This window comes from Nonomuraea sp. NPDC050202 (assembly GCF_040656115.1).
GTDB lineage: Bacteria > Actinomycetota > Actinomycetes > Streptosporangiales > Streptosporangiaceae > Nonomuraea.
Map to the genome: position 1 here is coordinate 48,531 of NZ_JBFALF010000026.1, position 14,038 is coordinate 62,568.

The following is a 14,038-nucleotide window of genomic DNA, read 5'->3' on the forward strand; positions in this document are numbered from 1 at the left end:
GTTCTTCCGAGCGTCAGAAGGGCCTGTCCAAGGGTGAGCATCGTCGTCGTACGGCGTCCCGAGCGCCGTCCCAGCCCGAAGCCGCCGCGTGGCGAGATCCTCCTGGAGTCGCCCCCGGAGATCCCCGAGGTCCAGTCACAGGGCATGATGGCGGCCCTCACGTGGCTGCCGATGGTGGCCGGAGCGGCGGCCATGGGCCTGATGTTCACCGCCAACGGCACCAACGCCAACCCCATCATGTACGTCGCCAGCGGCCTGTTCGCCTTCTCCATGGTCGGCATGACGCTCGGCCAGCTCGGCCGCCAGGCGGGCGAGCGCAAGCAGCGGCTCAACGGCGCCCGCCGCGACTACTTCCGCTACCTGGCCCAGATCCGCAAGCGCGTCCGCAAGGCCGCCGTCCAGCAGCGCGAGGCGCTGGAGTGGAGCGGCCCGGCCCCCGACACGCTGTGGTGGACCGCCATGGGCCCGCGCCTGTGGGAGCGCCGCCCCCGCGACGAGGACTTCAGCACCGTACGCCTGGGCACCGGCACCCAGAAGCTGGCCATCCAGCTCATCCCGCCGGACTCCAAGCCCGTCGAGGACCTGGACGCCCTGACCGCGGGCGCGCTGCGCAGGTTCATCCGCACGCACTCCACGGTCTCCCAGCTCCCGGTGGCCGTGGCGCTGCACTCGTTCGCCCGGATCAAGCTGGACGGCGACCCGGCCATGGTCCGCGACCTGGTGCGGGCGATGGTGGCGCAGATGGTGACGTTCCACTCGCCGGACGACATGCGGATCATGGTCTGCGCCGGCCGGGAGTGGATGGGCCACTGGGAATGGGTCAAGTGGCTGCCCCACGCCCTGCACCCGGAGGAGAACGACGGCGCCGGCCAGGTCAGGCTCATGGCCGAGAACCTGGCCCAGCTCGACCGGCTGGTGGGCGGCGAACTGAAGGAGCGGGCCCGGTTCAAGCCGGGCGCCTCGCCGGACGTGCTGCCGTACCACGTGCTCATCCTGGACCACGGGCACGTGCCGCAGGACTCGCAGCTCGGCGCGGACGCCATCGACGGCGTCACCGTCATCGACCTGTCGAACTCCTCAGGCGTCGTCGAGGAGCGCAGCACGCTGCGCCTGCGCATCAACCAGACCGGCTTCCACATGGTCAAGATCGACCACGCGGGCAAGGAGAGCACGAACCGGCTCGGCGACCCCGACGCGCTCGACTACATCAGGGCCGAGGGGCTGGCCCGCCAGCTCGCGCCGCTGCGAGCCTCCACGGCCAAGGGCGGCGAGGCCCAGGACGTGCTGTCCACCAACACCACGCTGACCGACCTGCTCGGCGTCGGCGACCCCACCCGGCTCGACACCGGCCAGACCTGGCGGCCCCGGGCCGGCCGCAACCGGCTGCGCGTCCCGATCGGCCTCGGCAGCGACGGCCGGCTGGTCGAGCTGGACATCAAGGAGTCCGCGCAGGGCGGCATGGGCCCGCACGGCCTGGTCATCGGGGCCACCGGCTCCGGCAAGTCGGAGCTGCTGCGCACGCTCGTGCTCGGCCTGGCCGTCACGCACTCCTCCGAGATACTCAACTTCGTGCTCGTCGACTTCAAGGGCGGCGCCACGTTCCTCGGCCTGGACGGCCTCTCGCACGTCTCCGCGGTCATCACCAACCTCGAGGACGAGCTGCCGCTGGTCGACCGCATGCACGACGCGCTGCACGGCGAGATGGTGCGCAGGCAGGAGCTGCTGCGCGCGGCCGGCAACTACGCCTCGCTGCGCGACTACGAGCGCGCCCGAGAGCAGGGCGCCAACCTGCAGCCGATGCCCACGCTGTTCGTGGTCCTGGACGAGTTCAGCGAGCTGCTGTCGGCCAAGCCCGAGTTCATCGACCTGTTCGTGATGATCGGGCGGCTCGGCCGGTCGCTGGGCGTGCACCTGCTGCTCGCCTCGCAGCGGCTGGAGGAGGGCCGGCTGCGCGGGCTCGACACGCACCTGTCGTACCGGATCGGCCTGCGGACGTTCTCGGCCATGGAGAGCCGGGTCGTGCTGGGCGTGGCCGACGCGTACGAGCTGCCGTCCGCGCCCGGCAACGGCTACCTGAAGTTCGACACGACCGGGATGACCCGGTTCAAGGCCGCGTACGTGTCGGGCCCGTTCACGCCCGCCTCCGGGCACGTGGCCACCGCCGACGGCACGGTGCCGATCAGGGAGGTCGTCCCGTACGGCCCCGACTTCGTGCCCGTGCCGCTCGTCGAGGAGCCGGTGGAGGCCGCTCCCCAGGAGGAGAGCAGGTCGCAGCAGAGCCTGCTCGACGTCGTCGTGGGCCGGCTGGTCGGCAAGGGCCCGCCCGCGCACCGCATCTGGCTGCCGCCGCTGGCCGAGCCGCCGACGCTGGCGCAGTTGCTGCCGCCGCTGTCGATCACGCCCGAGCTGGGGCTCTCGACGCCCGGCTGGCCGGGGCGCGGGCGGATGCAGGCCGTCGTCGGCATCATCGACCGGCCGTTCGAGCAGCGGCGGGACCCGTACTGGCTGGATCTGTCGGGCGCGTCAGGGCACGTCGGCGTGGCCGGCGGGCCGCAGAGCGGCAAGAGCACGGTGCTGCGCACGCTGATCGCCAGCATGGCGCTCACGCACACGCCGGCCGAGGTGCAGTTCTACTGCCTGGACTTCGGCGGCGGCGCCCTGTCGGGGATCGAGGGGCTGCCGCACGTCGGCGGCGTGGCCAGCAGGCTGGACGCCGACCGGGTCCGCCGTACGGTCGCCGAGATCGCCGGCGTGCTGCAGCAGCGCGAGCGGATGTTCACCGAGCAGGGCGTGGACTCCATGGTCACCTACCGCAGGCGGGTCGCCGACGGCTCGCTCAAGGGCGACGGCTGGGGCGACATCTTCCTCGTGGTGGACGGCTGGCTCACGATCAGGCAGGAGTTCGACGCGCTGGAGCCGGTCATCACCGACCTGGCGGCGCGCGGCCTGGGCTACGGCATCCACGTGGTGGCGGCCACGAACAAGTGGTCGGAGTTCCGGCCCGGCATCAGGGACCTGTTCGGCACCAGGATCGAGCTGAAGCTGGGCGACGCGTACGAGTCCGAGATCAACAGGAAGAAGTCGCTCGCCGTGCCGGAGGGCGTGCCAGGGCGCGGCCTGACCAGGGACGGGCTGCACTTCCTCAGCGCGCTGCCGCGCATCGACGGCGTGCAGGACGCCGAGGACCTGACGACCGGCGTGCAGGGGCTCGTCACGGCCGTGCGGGACTCCTGGCAGGGCCCGCCGGCCAAGAGCGTGCGGCTGCTGCCCTCGGTGCTGCCGGCCGCGTCGCTGCCCGGGCCCGAGGAGAGCGGCAGCAGGAGCAGGATCGCGATCGGCGTGGACGAGGCCACGCTCTCCCCGGTGTTCCTCGACTTCGACACCGACCCGCACTTCGTCGTGCTGGGCGACAACGAGAGCGGCAAGTCCAACCTGCTCAAGGTGATCACGGAGAACGTCGCGGCCAGGTACGAGCCGCGCGAGGCGATGATGATCTTCATCGACTACCGGCGCTCCCTGCTGGACACGGCCGTGGGCGACAACCGCATCGGCTACGCCGCCTCCGCCAAGGCCGCGCTCGACCTCGTCCAGGACGCCCGCAACGCGCTGCTCAAGCGGCTGCCGCCGGCCGACCTCACCCCCGAGCAGCTGCGTGCCCGCGACTGGTGGAAGGGCTCCGACCTGTACATCGTGGTCGACGACTACGACCTGGTCTCCGGCTCGAACAACCCGCTGATGCCGCTGGCCGACCTGCTGCCCCAGGCCCGCGACATCGGCCTGCACCTGATCCTGTCGCGGGCGATGGGCGGCGCGGGCCGGGCCATGTTCGAGCCGCTGATCCAGCGGCTCAAGGACATGGCCAGCCCCGCCGTCATCCTGTCCGGGACCAAGGACGAGGGCTTCCTGTTCGGCAACGTCCGCGCCCAGCCGCTACCACCCGGACGCGGCTTCCTCGTGGACAGGAAGTACGGCTCGCGGCTGGCGCAGACGGCGCTCTGGCCGCCATCGGAGGACTGAAAGGATCATGGCAGGCCTCGACATCCACTACGACGCGCTCGACGACTGCCGCACCGCGGCCAGGACGCTGATGGGCCAGTTCGGCGGCCTGGCCGACGACTACCCGGCGGACCGGCCCGACTCGACGATCTTCGGCCGGGTGGGCGGCGCGTCGGCGCTGGCCGACGCCGTACGCACGGTGGAGACCACCTGCGACAGCGAGTTCGGCAAGGCCAAGAGCCTGCTGGAGAGCGTCGAACGGGCGCTCGACCTGGTGCAGAGCAACGTACGGAGGGCGAACGAGCCGTCATGAGCGCCCGTGAAGGCATCCGCGAGCTGCCCAACGGCGAGGCCCTCGCCGACCTGGCCGACGAGGTCAGCGGCAGCCCGTCGTCGATCCGCGACATCGCCGCCCGCTGGCGCGCGGCCGCGAGCCGGGTGAGCACCAGCACCGGCACGCTGGGCGGCGCCGTCTCGACCGTGGACCTGGCCTGGGAGGGCGAGTCGGCCAACGCCTTCGTCGGCTACATGTCGAAGTACGGCAAGGCCGGCCAGGACCTGCACGACGCCCTGGTCGGCTGCGCGGGCAAGCTGGAGAAGGCCGCCGACACCCTGGAGTCGTCCCAGCGCGTCGTGGACGGCATCTGCGACCGGCTGCTCACCCGGGTGGGCACGTACAAGCGGAACAACCCGGACGCCGAGCAGGAGGAGCTCGACGAGCGGATCGGCCAGTGGGTCAACGACGAGATCGCCGTCGCGCGCCCGACGGTGCAGGAGGCCAGGGACGCGGTCAACGACGCCAAGGAGGCGCTCGGCACCCTGATGAGCGAGCGGGACACCACGTTCCGGCAGATCGGCCTGGCCGGGGAGGAGAGGTTCACGCCCGACTCCGGATACCGCTTCGACTGGCGGCGCACGGAGAGCTACACCGCGCAGACCGCCGCGGGCGGTCCGGGCGGCAGCCCCGTCGTCGGCGCCGGGCCCGGCGGGTACGGCCCCAGCGGCCTGCCGCCGGCCGGCGGCGGCCCCGCCCCGACGGGACAGGTCAAGGAGTGGATCGAGCAGGCCATCGCCATCCTGCGGGACCACGGCTACCCGGCCGACAAGATGAACCCCAACGACATCTGGATGGTCATCCAGCACGAGTCGGGCGGCAACCCGAACGCGATCAACCTCTGGGACTCCAACGCCGCCGCCGGGCACCCCTCCAAGGGCCTGATGCAGACCATCGACCCGACGTTCGACGCCTACTCCCTCGGCGGGAGCATCTACGACCCGGTGTCCAACATCGTCGCGGGCGTGCGGTACGCCATCGAACGCTACGGCAGCGTGTCCGCCGTGCCCGGCGTCGTGGGCATGAAGACCGGGGCCGGCTACAGCGGCTACTGATCCGTCCCGCGCCGTGGTGCCACGGCGCGGGACGCCCGGGCTAGCCGCAGTTGTCCCACGGGGCGCTCGTGCTGCCCGACCCGGCGCTGCCGGAGTAACGCACGCACTTGCCCTTGGCGGACAGCTTCACCGGACCCGCGTAGTACTCGTAGTTCCCCGAGTCGGTCTGGCTCCCGCCGCCCTGCACCTCCAGGGTGGCGCTGACCGGCGTCGCCTTGCCGACGTTCGCCCCCGACTTGAGGGTGACCACGCAGTTCTGTCCCGTGCCGTTGTTCCAGAGCTGGTACGTGGTGCCCCCGCTGAACGAGCTCGACCGCTGCACGACGAACCCGCTCCCGCACACCTGGGTCGCGCTGTACGGGTTCGGCTTCGGCGCCGCGGTGGTCTTGGTGGGCTGGGGCTTCTGGGTGGTCTTCGTCGGGGTGGGCCGCGGCTCCGGCTCCCGCGTCGGCTCCTTGGTCGTCTTCGTGGGGGTCGGCGTGGGGGTCGGCGTGGGCTTCTTGGTGGGTTCGACCGTCTTCGTGACCGTGGCCGTCGGCTTGGGCTTGGCCGTCTTCGACGGCTTGGCCGTGGGCGTGGTCTTCGGCGTCCTGGTCCTGGTGGGCGTCACGGTGACGGTGGGGACCGGCACCGGCTGCTGCGTGATCGCCGGCGGGGTCGGCACCGTGGTGAGCACGGGGACCTCCGCCGAGCTGCTGGGCTCCTGGGACGGCAGCTCCATGGGGCCGACGCCGTTGTCGTCCGGGCTGGGCGTGGTCGTCGCCCACGGCGCGGTCACCTCGGTCTGCGGCTGCGTGGCCGGAGGGGTCCCCTGCCCGTGGGCGGCGGCGTTGTCCGGGCTCGGGCTGCTGGAGGCCGCGGCGGCGGGCGCGAACGTGACCTTGTCCGAGTACTGGCTCGCGCCCCACAGGCCGAGTCCCGACAGCAGCACCACGGCCGTCACCCCGGCCACCAGGCCGATGGGGAACGGCTTGCGCGGCTGGCCGTCACCCTGCCTGTGGAGGAGGTGCGGCGGGTGCTGGGGCGGGTGCTGCTGCTCCGCGATGGGCGGCGGGCCCCACACCGGGGGCTCGTGATGGCCGGGCCCCATCGGGGGCGGCACGACGGCGCCCTGCTGCGGCGGCACGACGACACCGTGCTGCGGCGGCACGCCGTCCGGGCCCATCGGGCCGGGCCCCATGCCGTCCGGCCCCATCGGGCCGGGGATCGGCGCGCCGCGGCCCAGGGGAGCCGGCGGCATGCCGTGCGGAGCGGGCCCCTCGCCCACCGGCGGCGGCCCCCACGCGGGGCCGGGAGGCATCGGCCTTTCACCCATCGGACCGGGAGTCCCCTCACCCATCGGGCCGGGGCCGGCCACGGGACCCGGCATCACCGGGCCGGGGCCGGCCACGGGACCCGGCATCGTCGGGCCGGGGCCGGCGGGCATCGGGCCCTGCGGGTGCATCGGGCCGTCCGGCAGCCGGGGCACCGCAGCGCCCTCGATGGCCAGCTGGATCGGCAGGATCAGCGGCGGCTGCCCGCCGGGCGGCGGCACGGGGCCGGAGCCCGGCCGGCCGGCCTGGGGCGGCACGGGAACGCCGTCGAGCAACGTCGGAGCGAGATCGCCGGACCCCGGCGGCGGCACGGGAACGCCCTGGACGGCCGGCGCGGGCATGGGCGCGTTCGCGTCGCCGAGGAGCCGCAGCAGCGCCACGTACGCCGTGGGCCGCCCCGTCACCTCCTTGGCCAGCGCGGCCACCACCACCTGCCGCAGCGGCTCCGGCAGCTCCCCGATCCGGGGCTCCCCGTTCAGCACGCTCTCCTTGTCGTGCTCGAACGGCGCGGCGCCGGTGGCGGCGAACACCACGGTCGCGGCCCAGGAGAAGACGTCGGCGTACGGGCCGTACTGCAGCCCGGCGAGCTGCTCGGGTGCCCGGAAGCCGAGCTCGCCGGCGGGCTCGCCCAGCTCCATGTCGGTGACGCGCGGGCCGTCGGCGGTGAGGATCACGTTCGACGGCGTGAGCCCCCGGTGCGCGAACCCCGCGACGTGCACGGCGGTCAGCGCGGTCAGCATGCCCACCGCGACGCGCTCCAGCGCGTCACCGCTCAGCGGCCCGTCCGCCGCGACGGCCTCGGCCAGCGAGCGGCCCTCGACGTACTCCCTGACCACGTACGGCCGGCCGTCCTCGACGCCGGCGGCGATCGCGCGGGCCACGTAGGAGCTGGACACCCGGGTGACGTTCCGCAGCCGCTCGGCGAAGCCGGGGTCGGCCGCCGGGTCGGTGCTCAGCGTCTTGACCACGACCTGGGGCGCGTCCTCGGATTCCCGGCCCAGATGGACGGCACCGCGCGGGCCCTCGCCCAGGCGGCCGACGATCTCGTGGCCGCCGATCCGTTCAGGCTTCTGGGAGTCCTTCTCCGCCATGACCATCCTTCCGGCATTACGTCATGATCGGAGGACATTTAATCAAATATGCCCCATACGCATCAGGGGTTTCGGTTAGGCGCTCTGACTATTAACCGTCAATTAGCGCTGGAGCCGCCCGAGGAGCCCGCCCGCCAGCCGCGCCGCCGTCCCATCGGCACGAAGATCCAGGCCATGATCGTCACTCCGGCCAGCGACAGCCCTCCCGCCGCGACCGCGGTGGCCACCTCGATGGAGCGCTGGTCGGGCGGCACGACCTTGCGCACCGCCGAGGCGGGCAGCGGCTCCGGCACCGGCGGGGCCACCGCCACCTGCTCCGACGGCAGCACCGCGGTGACCGCCAGCAGCGGGTTGACCATGCCCGCGCCCGTGCCCTTGCCGGAGGCGCCGTCCGCGGTCAGCGTGATGCGGCGGCGTACCCGGAGCTGGTCGAGCTGGGGGTGGCGGGAGCGGACGAGCGCGGCCACGCCCGCCACGTACGGCGCCGCGTAGCTCGTGCCCTCCAGGTTGCTCCGGTAGCCCTTGCCCGTCCACGTGGAGCTGAGGCCCTCGCCGGGGCCGAGCACCGCGACGGCGTTCGGGTTGGAGAACGTCGAGCGCCCGCCGTTCGGGGTCGCCGAGCCCACCGACAGCACGCCGTCGTAGGCCGCCGGGTAGGCCGGGCCGGTGGAGCCGTCGTTCTTCTCCACGTTGCCCGCCGCGGCGACGATCACGATGTCCCGGCCCAGGGCGTAGTCGACGGCGGACTTGAGCTCCGGCTGGTCGTGCGCCTGGATGGAGACGTTGATGACGTCGGCGTTCTCGTCCGCGGCCGTCCTGATGGCCTTGGCCAGCAGCGCCACGTCGCCCAGCGAGGTGGTCGTCTGCTTGATCGACAGCAGCCTGACGGCCGGGGCGACGCCGTGGAAGGGGAGGTCGGAGCGGGGCTGACCGGCGATGATGCCGGCCACCGCGGTGCCGTGGCCGACGCAGTCGCGGAAGCTGGTGTTGGTCAGGTCGGCCTTGCCCGCCAGGCGGATCTGAGGGTGCGTCTCGTCCACGCCGCTGTCGATGACGGCGACCGTCACGCCCTGCCCCATGGTCAGGGGCCAGACGCGCTTGACGTCCAGCCGCCGCTGGGCCCAGCTCTCCGCCACGGACGGGCTGGCCTTCTCGGGCTCGCACCGCTCGGGGGCCGCCTGCGCGGATACGGTTGCGAACTGCAGGGCGAGCGCGCCGGCCAGGAGAACGCGACCAATCATGACGAAAGAGCGTATCCCGCCCGCGTGAAGGCGCGGACAGGCCCCTCAACGGGAAGAAGCCCCAGCAGCCTTCCCGCCAGGGCCTCTCCCGTTGCTCATTGCGTGGCGGTGTCGATGTTCTGGCGGTACGTCGTGATGACCCGCGAAGCCTCACCCAGTTCCTCGGCCATCCGCTGGAACGCCGTCCGGTAGTTCTGCCACGACTGCTGGAAGCGCTGCGCGCCCTGCCCCGTCCACGCGGTGCCGACCTTGGCGGCCTCGCGGTCGAGAGCGGTCATCGTGGCGCGGACCGCCTCGGCCTGCTGCGTGAACTGGTTGGACATCTGCTGCATTTCCTGCAGGTTTCCGCCGACCATGCTGTGGCTCATGCATACCTCCTGGCACCTGTCAAAGCGCCATCACCCTAAGGAAGCACGCACGGACATCGCCGCCGTTATGCCGAGCGGCTATGGTCTACCCGAGGAATGTTCGGATCGCGTGGGGGGCTCATGCGCGAGGTCGTGGTCACCGGGGGCGGCACCGGAATCGGATACGCGATCGCCGCCGCCTTCGCCTCGCTGGGCGACCGCGTCACCATCACCGGCCGCCGCGAGGACGTGCTCGGCAAGGCCGCCGGCAGCATCGGGGCGCGGTTCCTGCCGTTCGACGCCTCCAGCCCCGCCGAGGTGCAGGCCGCGCTCGCCGACCTGCCCGAGCGGGTGGACGTCCTGGTCAACAACGCCGGCGGCAACACCAACCTGGGCCGCAGGCAGCCGCGCGAGCTGATCGACGTGGCCGAGGCGTGGTGGGCCAACCTCAACGCCAACCTCATGTCCGCCGTGCTCGTCACGACCGCGCTCGCCCCGCGCATGGCCGAGGGCGGCCGGATCGTCTCGATCGGCTCGATCGCCGCCAGGGGCACCGGCTCCGGCTCGTACGGCGCCGCCAAGGCCGCCATGGAGTCGTGGACCGCCGACCTGGCCGCCGAGCTGGGCCCCCGGGGCATCACCGCGAACGTCGTCTCCCCCGGCCTCGTCCTCGACACCGAGTTCTTCAGGGGCCGCCTGACGGAGGAAGGCATCAAGGCCCGGGTGGAGAACACCCGCAACGGCCGCCCTGGCAGCCCCGCCGACGTGGCCGATACCGTGCTCTTCCTGGCCTCCCCGGGTGCCCGGCACGTCACGGGGCAGGTGCTTCACGTGAACGGCGGCGCGTACCTGGGCCGCTGACCCTAGGAGGAAGGACAACGCAGGTGCGGAAGGTTCTGATCGCCAACCGCGGCGAGATAGCCGTACGTGTGGCCCGGGCTTGTGCGGACTCCGGGATCGGCAGCGTCGCGGTCTACGCCGACCAGGACCTCGACGCCCTGCACGTCAAGGTCGCCGACGAGGCGTACGCGCTGGGCGGGCAGACCCCGGCCGAGACCTATCTCGACATCGGCAAGCTGATCGACGTCGCGCGCCGCTCCGGCGCGGACGCCGTGCACCCCGGCTACGGCTTCCTGGCCGAGAACGCCGGCTTCGCCCAGGCCGTCATCGACGCGGGCCTGACCTGGATCGGCCCGCCGCCCGCCGCCATCGCCGCGCTCGGCGACAAGGTGCAGGCCAGGCACATCGCCCAGAAGGTCGGCGCGCCGCTGGTCGCGGGCACCAAGGACCCGGTGGCCGACGTGGCCGAGGTGGTGGCGTTCGCCGAGGAGCACGGGCTGCCGATCGCGATCAAGGCCGCGTACGGCGGTGGCGGGCGCGGCATCAAGGTGGCGCGCCGCATCGAGGAGGTCGCCGAGCTGTACGAGTCGGCCGTACGCGAGGCGGTCGTCTCCTTCGGGCGCGGCGAATGCTTCGTCGAGCGCTACCTCGACCGGCCCCGCCACGTCGAGACCCAGTGCCTGGCCGACCGGACGGGCAACGTCGTCGTGGTCAGCACCCGCGACTGCTCCCTCCAGCGCCGCCACCAGAAGCTGGTGGAGGAGGCGCCGGCGCCGTTCCTGACCCCCGCGCAGGTGGAGATCCTCTACTCCAGCTCCAAGGCCATCCTCAAGGAGGCCGGCTACGTCGGGGCCGGCACCTGCGAGTTCCTCGTCGGGCAGGACGGCACGATCTCCTTCCTGGAGGTCAACACCCGCCTGCAGGTCGAGCACCCCGTCTCCGAGGAGGTGTCGGGCATCGACCTGGTGCGCGAGATGTTCAGGATCGCCGACGGCGAGCCGCTGGGCTACGACGACCCCGCCCTGCGCGGCCACTCGATCGAGTTCCGGATCAACGCCGAGGACGCCGGCCGCAACTTCCTGCCCGCCCCCGGCACGCTGACCACCATGCGCGCCCCCTCCGGGCCCGGGGTGCGCCTCGACTCCGGCTACGAGGCGGGCATGACGGTGCCCGGGACGTTCGACTCGCTGGTGGCCAAGCTGATCGTGACCGGGCGGACCCGGCAGGAGGCGCTGGAGCGGGCGCGGCGGGCGCTGGCGGAGTTCGAGATCACCGGCATGCCGACCGTGCTGCCCTTCCACCGGGCCGTCGTCGCCGATCCGGCGTTCACGTCCGCGCCGTTCTCCGTCCACACGCGGTGGATCGAGACGGAGTGGGACAACCCCGTGGCGCCGTACGACGGGGAGGTGGCCTCCTCCGGTGAGGCGCCCGGGCGGGAGACGGTGACGGTCGAGGTCGGCGGCAAGCGGCTGGAGGTCGTCCTGCCCGCCGGCCTGGGCGCCGCGCCCGCGCCCGCCGCGGCCGCGAAGACGGCGCGGCGGACGGGGAGCAAGGCCAGGAAGGGCTCGATGGCGGGCGGCGACGCGCTGGTCAGCCCGATGCAGGGGACGATCGTGAAGATCGTGGCGTCCGACGGCGACGTGGTGAACGAAGGGGACACGGTCGTCGTACTGGAGGCCATGAAGATGGAGCAGCCGCTGGCGGCGCACAAGTCCGGCACCGTCACGGGCCTGACGGCGGCGATCGGCCAGACGGTCACGGCGGGCGCCACGATCTGCGAGATCAAGAACACCTGAGAAGGGCGTGCGCGCCCGGGGGCGACGTCCCCTTGACCGTGAATCTCCCGCTCCTGCGCACAACCGGTGCCCGGCACTTCGGCCACGATGTGCGCCTGCATGTCCCCGGACGGGTAGCGTGCCATTGAGGAACTTTGCCGACCGCCCATTCGTCCTCAAGGGCGAAGGAGGCTTGCTGCCAATGACCCACTCGCTGCGCCGAGCAGGGGCCGCGATCGCGGCTCTGATCGCCGGTCTCATCGTCGTTCTTGCGCTGTCCCCTGCCGCCAACGCGGCGGCCCCTCCGGACGCGAACTCCGTGGTGTCCAACTGGAAGAAGGACCCGCTCTACGCGGTGTCCGGCTCCTCGTTGTCGTCTGACCAGCAGAGCGAGATCAGTGACGCGCTCAAGGGCGCCGACACCAAGATCTACGCCGTTGCGCTGCCCGACGGCACGGTGGACGGCACCACCGTTGCGCCCTACATGTCCCAGCTCAACACCGCGCTGAGCGCCGCCGGCCGCCCCAGCGCGACGTTCGTCGTGCTCGACGGCCAGACGATGTTCGCCGCCTCGAGCGCCCTTAAGCGGCAGGGTCTGGCAGCCCAGCTGTCCGACCTCTCGGTCACCGCCAACTCGGGCGACATCGTGGCCGGCATGAAGGACTTCGCCAACCGCGTGGACATGGCCGCCAAGGGTGACCGTTCGGCCCTGTCCTCCGGCAGCCAGGCCAACCCGGGCGCCGGCGGCACCGCCGCCCTGATCGGCCTGGGCGCGCTGGCGCTGGTCGGCGGTGGCGGCTACTTCCTCTACTCCAGCAACAAGAAGAAGAAGCGCGCCATCCAGGAGGCCAAGGACCTCGCCGCGGTCAAGCAGACCGTCGAGGAGGACGTCACGAAGCTCGGCGAGGAGATCACCGCCCTCGACACCGACGTCACGCTGGCCGGCCAGGGCGGCGCGCACATCGACGAGTGGCAGACGGCGCTCGACTCCTACGAGAAGGCCAAGACCCAGCTCAACACGGTCCAGCGGCCCGACCAGGTCCGTGAGGTCACCCAGACCCTCGAGGACGGCCGCTACGCGCTGGCCGTGGTGAAGGCCAAGGTCAACAACGAGCCGGTGCCCGAGCGCCGCGCCCCCTGCTTCTTCAACCCGCAGCACGGCCCGTCCGCCCGCGACGTGCGCTGGGCCCCGCCCGGCGGCGCGGTGCGCGACGTGCCCGCCTGCCGGATGGACGCGGAGGCCGTGGAGCGCGGCTTCGACCCGCAGATGCGCGAGGTCATGGTCGACGGCCAGCGCAGGCCGTACTACGACGCGGGCCCGGCGTACCAGCCGTACGCGTACGGCTACTACGGCGGCTTCGGCGACATCATGACCGGCATGTTCATCGGCACCATGATGGGCAGCATGCTCAGCGGCGGCTTCGGCTACGGCGGCTACGGCGCCGGCTACGCCGAGGGCTACTCCGACGCGGGCGCCGGAGACATGGGCGGCGGAGACGCCGGCGGCTGGGGCGACTTCGGCGGCGGCGGAGGCGACTTCGGCGGCGGAGACTTCGGCGGCGGCGACTGGTGACAGCCGCGGGCCTCCCGGCAGCCTGACCGGTTTCCGCAATCGGCAAGGCAGAGCCTCAGATCCCTTCGTGATCTGAGGCTCTTCGCTTGCCGTGCAGCGCGCAGACCGGGAGGAACGTGAGGTCGCCGAAGTTCGCAGGCCAGGCCGGGCAGCTTGCCGGCCCGCCCAGCCCCGGCAGCGTGCGCTAGCCGTGGAAGCTTCCTCCCAGGTCCCTGTCGACCTCGGCCCGGCGTTCGTGCACCCACGTGCCGTCGACGCACTTGTATCCGGCGTGGTCGACGTACCCCTCGGGGTAGAGACCCCCTCCGCCCTGCCCCGACGCGGGGTACTCCTCGTAGTCGGACCTGGTGACGCAGTCGGCCGCGGCCGGGGAGCCGATGGCCACGACGACGGCGGTGGCGGCGAGGACCGTGGCCGTGGCCGCGCGGGCTCGTTGCATGGTGTGATCGAGAATGGACACACCGTGATGATAG

Annotated in this window: 10 protein-coding genes; 6 read left to right on the forward strand and 4 right to left on the reverse strand. The window is 72.4% G+C overall.

Features of this window, described 5'->3' with window-relative positions; genetic code table 11:
• The first annotated feature begins 33 nt into the window (after window positions 1-33).
• From eccCa to AB0I79_RS44445, 3 genes are read left to right on the forward strand one after another with little or no spacing between them, the layout of a single operon-like run.
• A complete protein-coding gene (gene eccCa, locus AB0I79_RS44435; RefSeq protein WP_357886603.1) occupies window positions 34-4,017 on the forward strand; it encodes a type VII secretion protein EccCa in 3,984 nt (1,327 codons plus the stop codon).
• 7 nt (window positions 4,018-4,024) lie between these two features.
• A complete protein-coding gene (locus AB0I79_RS44440) occupies window positions 4,025-4,309 on the forward strand; it encodes a hypothetical protein (protein WP_357886606.1) in 285 nt (94 codons plus the stop codon).
• Complete coding sequence (locus tag AB0I79_RS44445; protein ID WP_357886609.1) at window positions 4,306-5,385, forward strand: WXG100 family type VII secretion target; 1,080 nt, start codon at window positions 4,306-4,308, stop codon at window positions 5,383-5,385. Before AB0I79_RS44440 ends, AB0I79_RS44445 begins: the two co-directional genes overlap by 4 nt.
• Window positions 5,386-5,425: 40 nt before the next feature.
• Here AB0I79_RS44445 and AB0I79_RS44450 read toward each other — a convergent pair whose 3' ends face one another.
• The 3 genes from AB0I79_RS44450 to AB0I79_RS44460 all read right to left on the reverse strand — a co-directional run bounded on the left by AB0I79_RS44450 (window position 5,426) and on the right by AB0I79_RS44460 (window position 9,398).
• The gene (locus tag AB0I79_RS44450; protein WP_357886612.1) at window positions 5,426-7,789 is read right to left on the reverse strand and encodes a protein kinase; all 2,364 of its coding nucleotides are present in this window, start codon (window positions 7,787-7,789) and stop codon (window positions 5,426-5,428) included.
• A 98-nt stretch (window positions 7,790-7,887) separates the two neighbouring features.
• The gene (locus AB0I79_RS44455) at window positions 7,888-9,030 is read right to left on the reverse strand and encodes a S8 family serine peptidase (protein ID WP_357886615.1); all 1,143 of its coding nucleotides are present in this window, start codon (window positions 9,028-9,030) and stop codon (window positions 7,888-7,890) included.
• 95 nt (window positions 9,031-9,125) lie between these two features.
• Entirely contained in the window at window positions 9,126-9,398 is a 273-nt protein-coding gene (locus tag AB0I79_RS44460) for a WXG100 family type VII secretion target (RefSeq protein WP_168013589.1), read from the reverse strand.
• A gap of 120 nt (window positions 9,399-9,518) precedes the next feature.
• Between AB0I79_RS44460 and AB0I79_RS44465 the strand changes: the two genes are divergently transcribed.
• From AB0I79_RS44465 to AB0I79_RS44475, 3 genes are all read left to right on the forward strand, one after another.
• Entirely contained in the window at window positions 9,519-10,238 is a 720-nt protein-coding gene (locus AB0I79_RS44465; RefSeq protein ID WP_357886618.1) for an SDR family oxidoreductase, read from the forward strand.
• Between the two features lie 23 nt (window positions 10,239-10,261).
• Complete coding sequence (locus tag AB0I79_RS44470; RefSeq protein ID WP_357886621.1) at window positions 10,262-12,013, forward strand: biotin carboxylase N-terminal domain-containing protein; 1,752 nt, start codon at window positions 10,262-10,264, stop codon at window positions 12,011-12,013.
• 181 nt (window positions 12,014-12,194) lie between these two features.
• A complete protein-coding gene (locus AB0I79_RS44475) occupies window positions 12,195-13,565 on the forward strand; it encodes a hypothetical protein (RefSeq protein WP_357886624.1) in 1,371 nt (456 codons plus the stop codon).
• A 184-nt stretch (window positions 13,566-13,749) separates the two neighbouring features.
• Here AB0I79_RS44475 and AB0I79_RS44480 read toward each other — a convergent pair whose 3' ends face one another.
• On the reverse strand, window positions 13,750-14,025 hold the full coding sequence (locus AB0I79_RS44480) for a hypothetical protein (RefSeq protein WP_357886627.1): 276 nt from the start codon (window positions 14,023-14,025) through the stop codon (window positions 13,750-13,752).
• Between the last annotated feature and the right edge of the window lie 13 nt (window positions 14,026-14,038).

What these genes read in the sequence shown, in the direction of transcription:
- AB0I79_RS44440 (WP_357886606.1), top strand. Translation starts at nt 4,025, where the DNA reads ATGGCAGGCCTCGACATCCACTACGACGCGCTCGACGACTGCCGCACC.
- AB0I79_RS44445 (WP_357886609.1), top strand. Translation starts at nt 4,306, where the DNA reads ATGAGCGCCCGTGAAGGCATCCGCGAGCTGCCCAACGGCGAGGCCCTC.
- AB0I79_RS44450 (WP_357886612.1), bottom strand. Translation starts at nt 7,789, where the DNA reads ATGGCGGAGAAGGACTCCCAGAAGCCTGAACGGATCGGCGGCCACGAG.
- AB0I79_RS44455 (WP_357886615.1), bottom strand. Translation starts at nt 9,030, where the DNA reads ATGATTGGTCGCGTTCTCCTGGCCGGCGCGCTCGCCCTGCAGTTCGCA.
- AB0I79_RS44460 (WP_168013589.1), bottom strand. Translation starts at nt 9,398, where the DNA reads ATGAGCCACAGCATGGTCGGCGGAAACCTGCAGGAAATGCAGCAGATG.
- AB0I79_RS44465 (WP_357886618.1), top strand. Translation starts at nt 9,519, where the DNA reads ATGCGCGAGGTCGTGGTCACCGGGGGCGGCACCGGAATCGGATACGCG.
- AB0I79_RS44475 (WP_357886624.1), top strand. Translation starts at nt 12,195, where the DNA reads ATGACCCACTCGCTGCGCCGAGCAGGGGCCGCGATCGCGGCTCTGATC.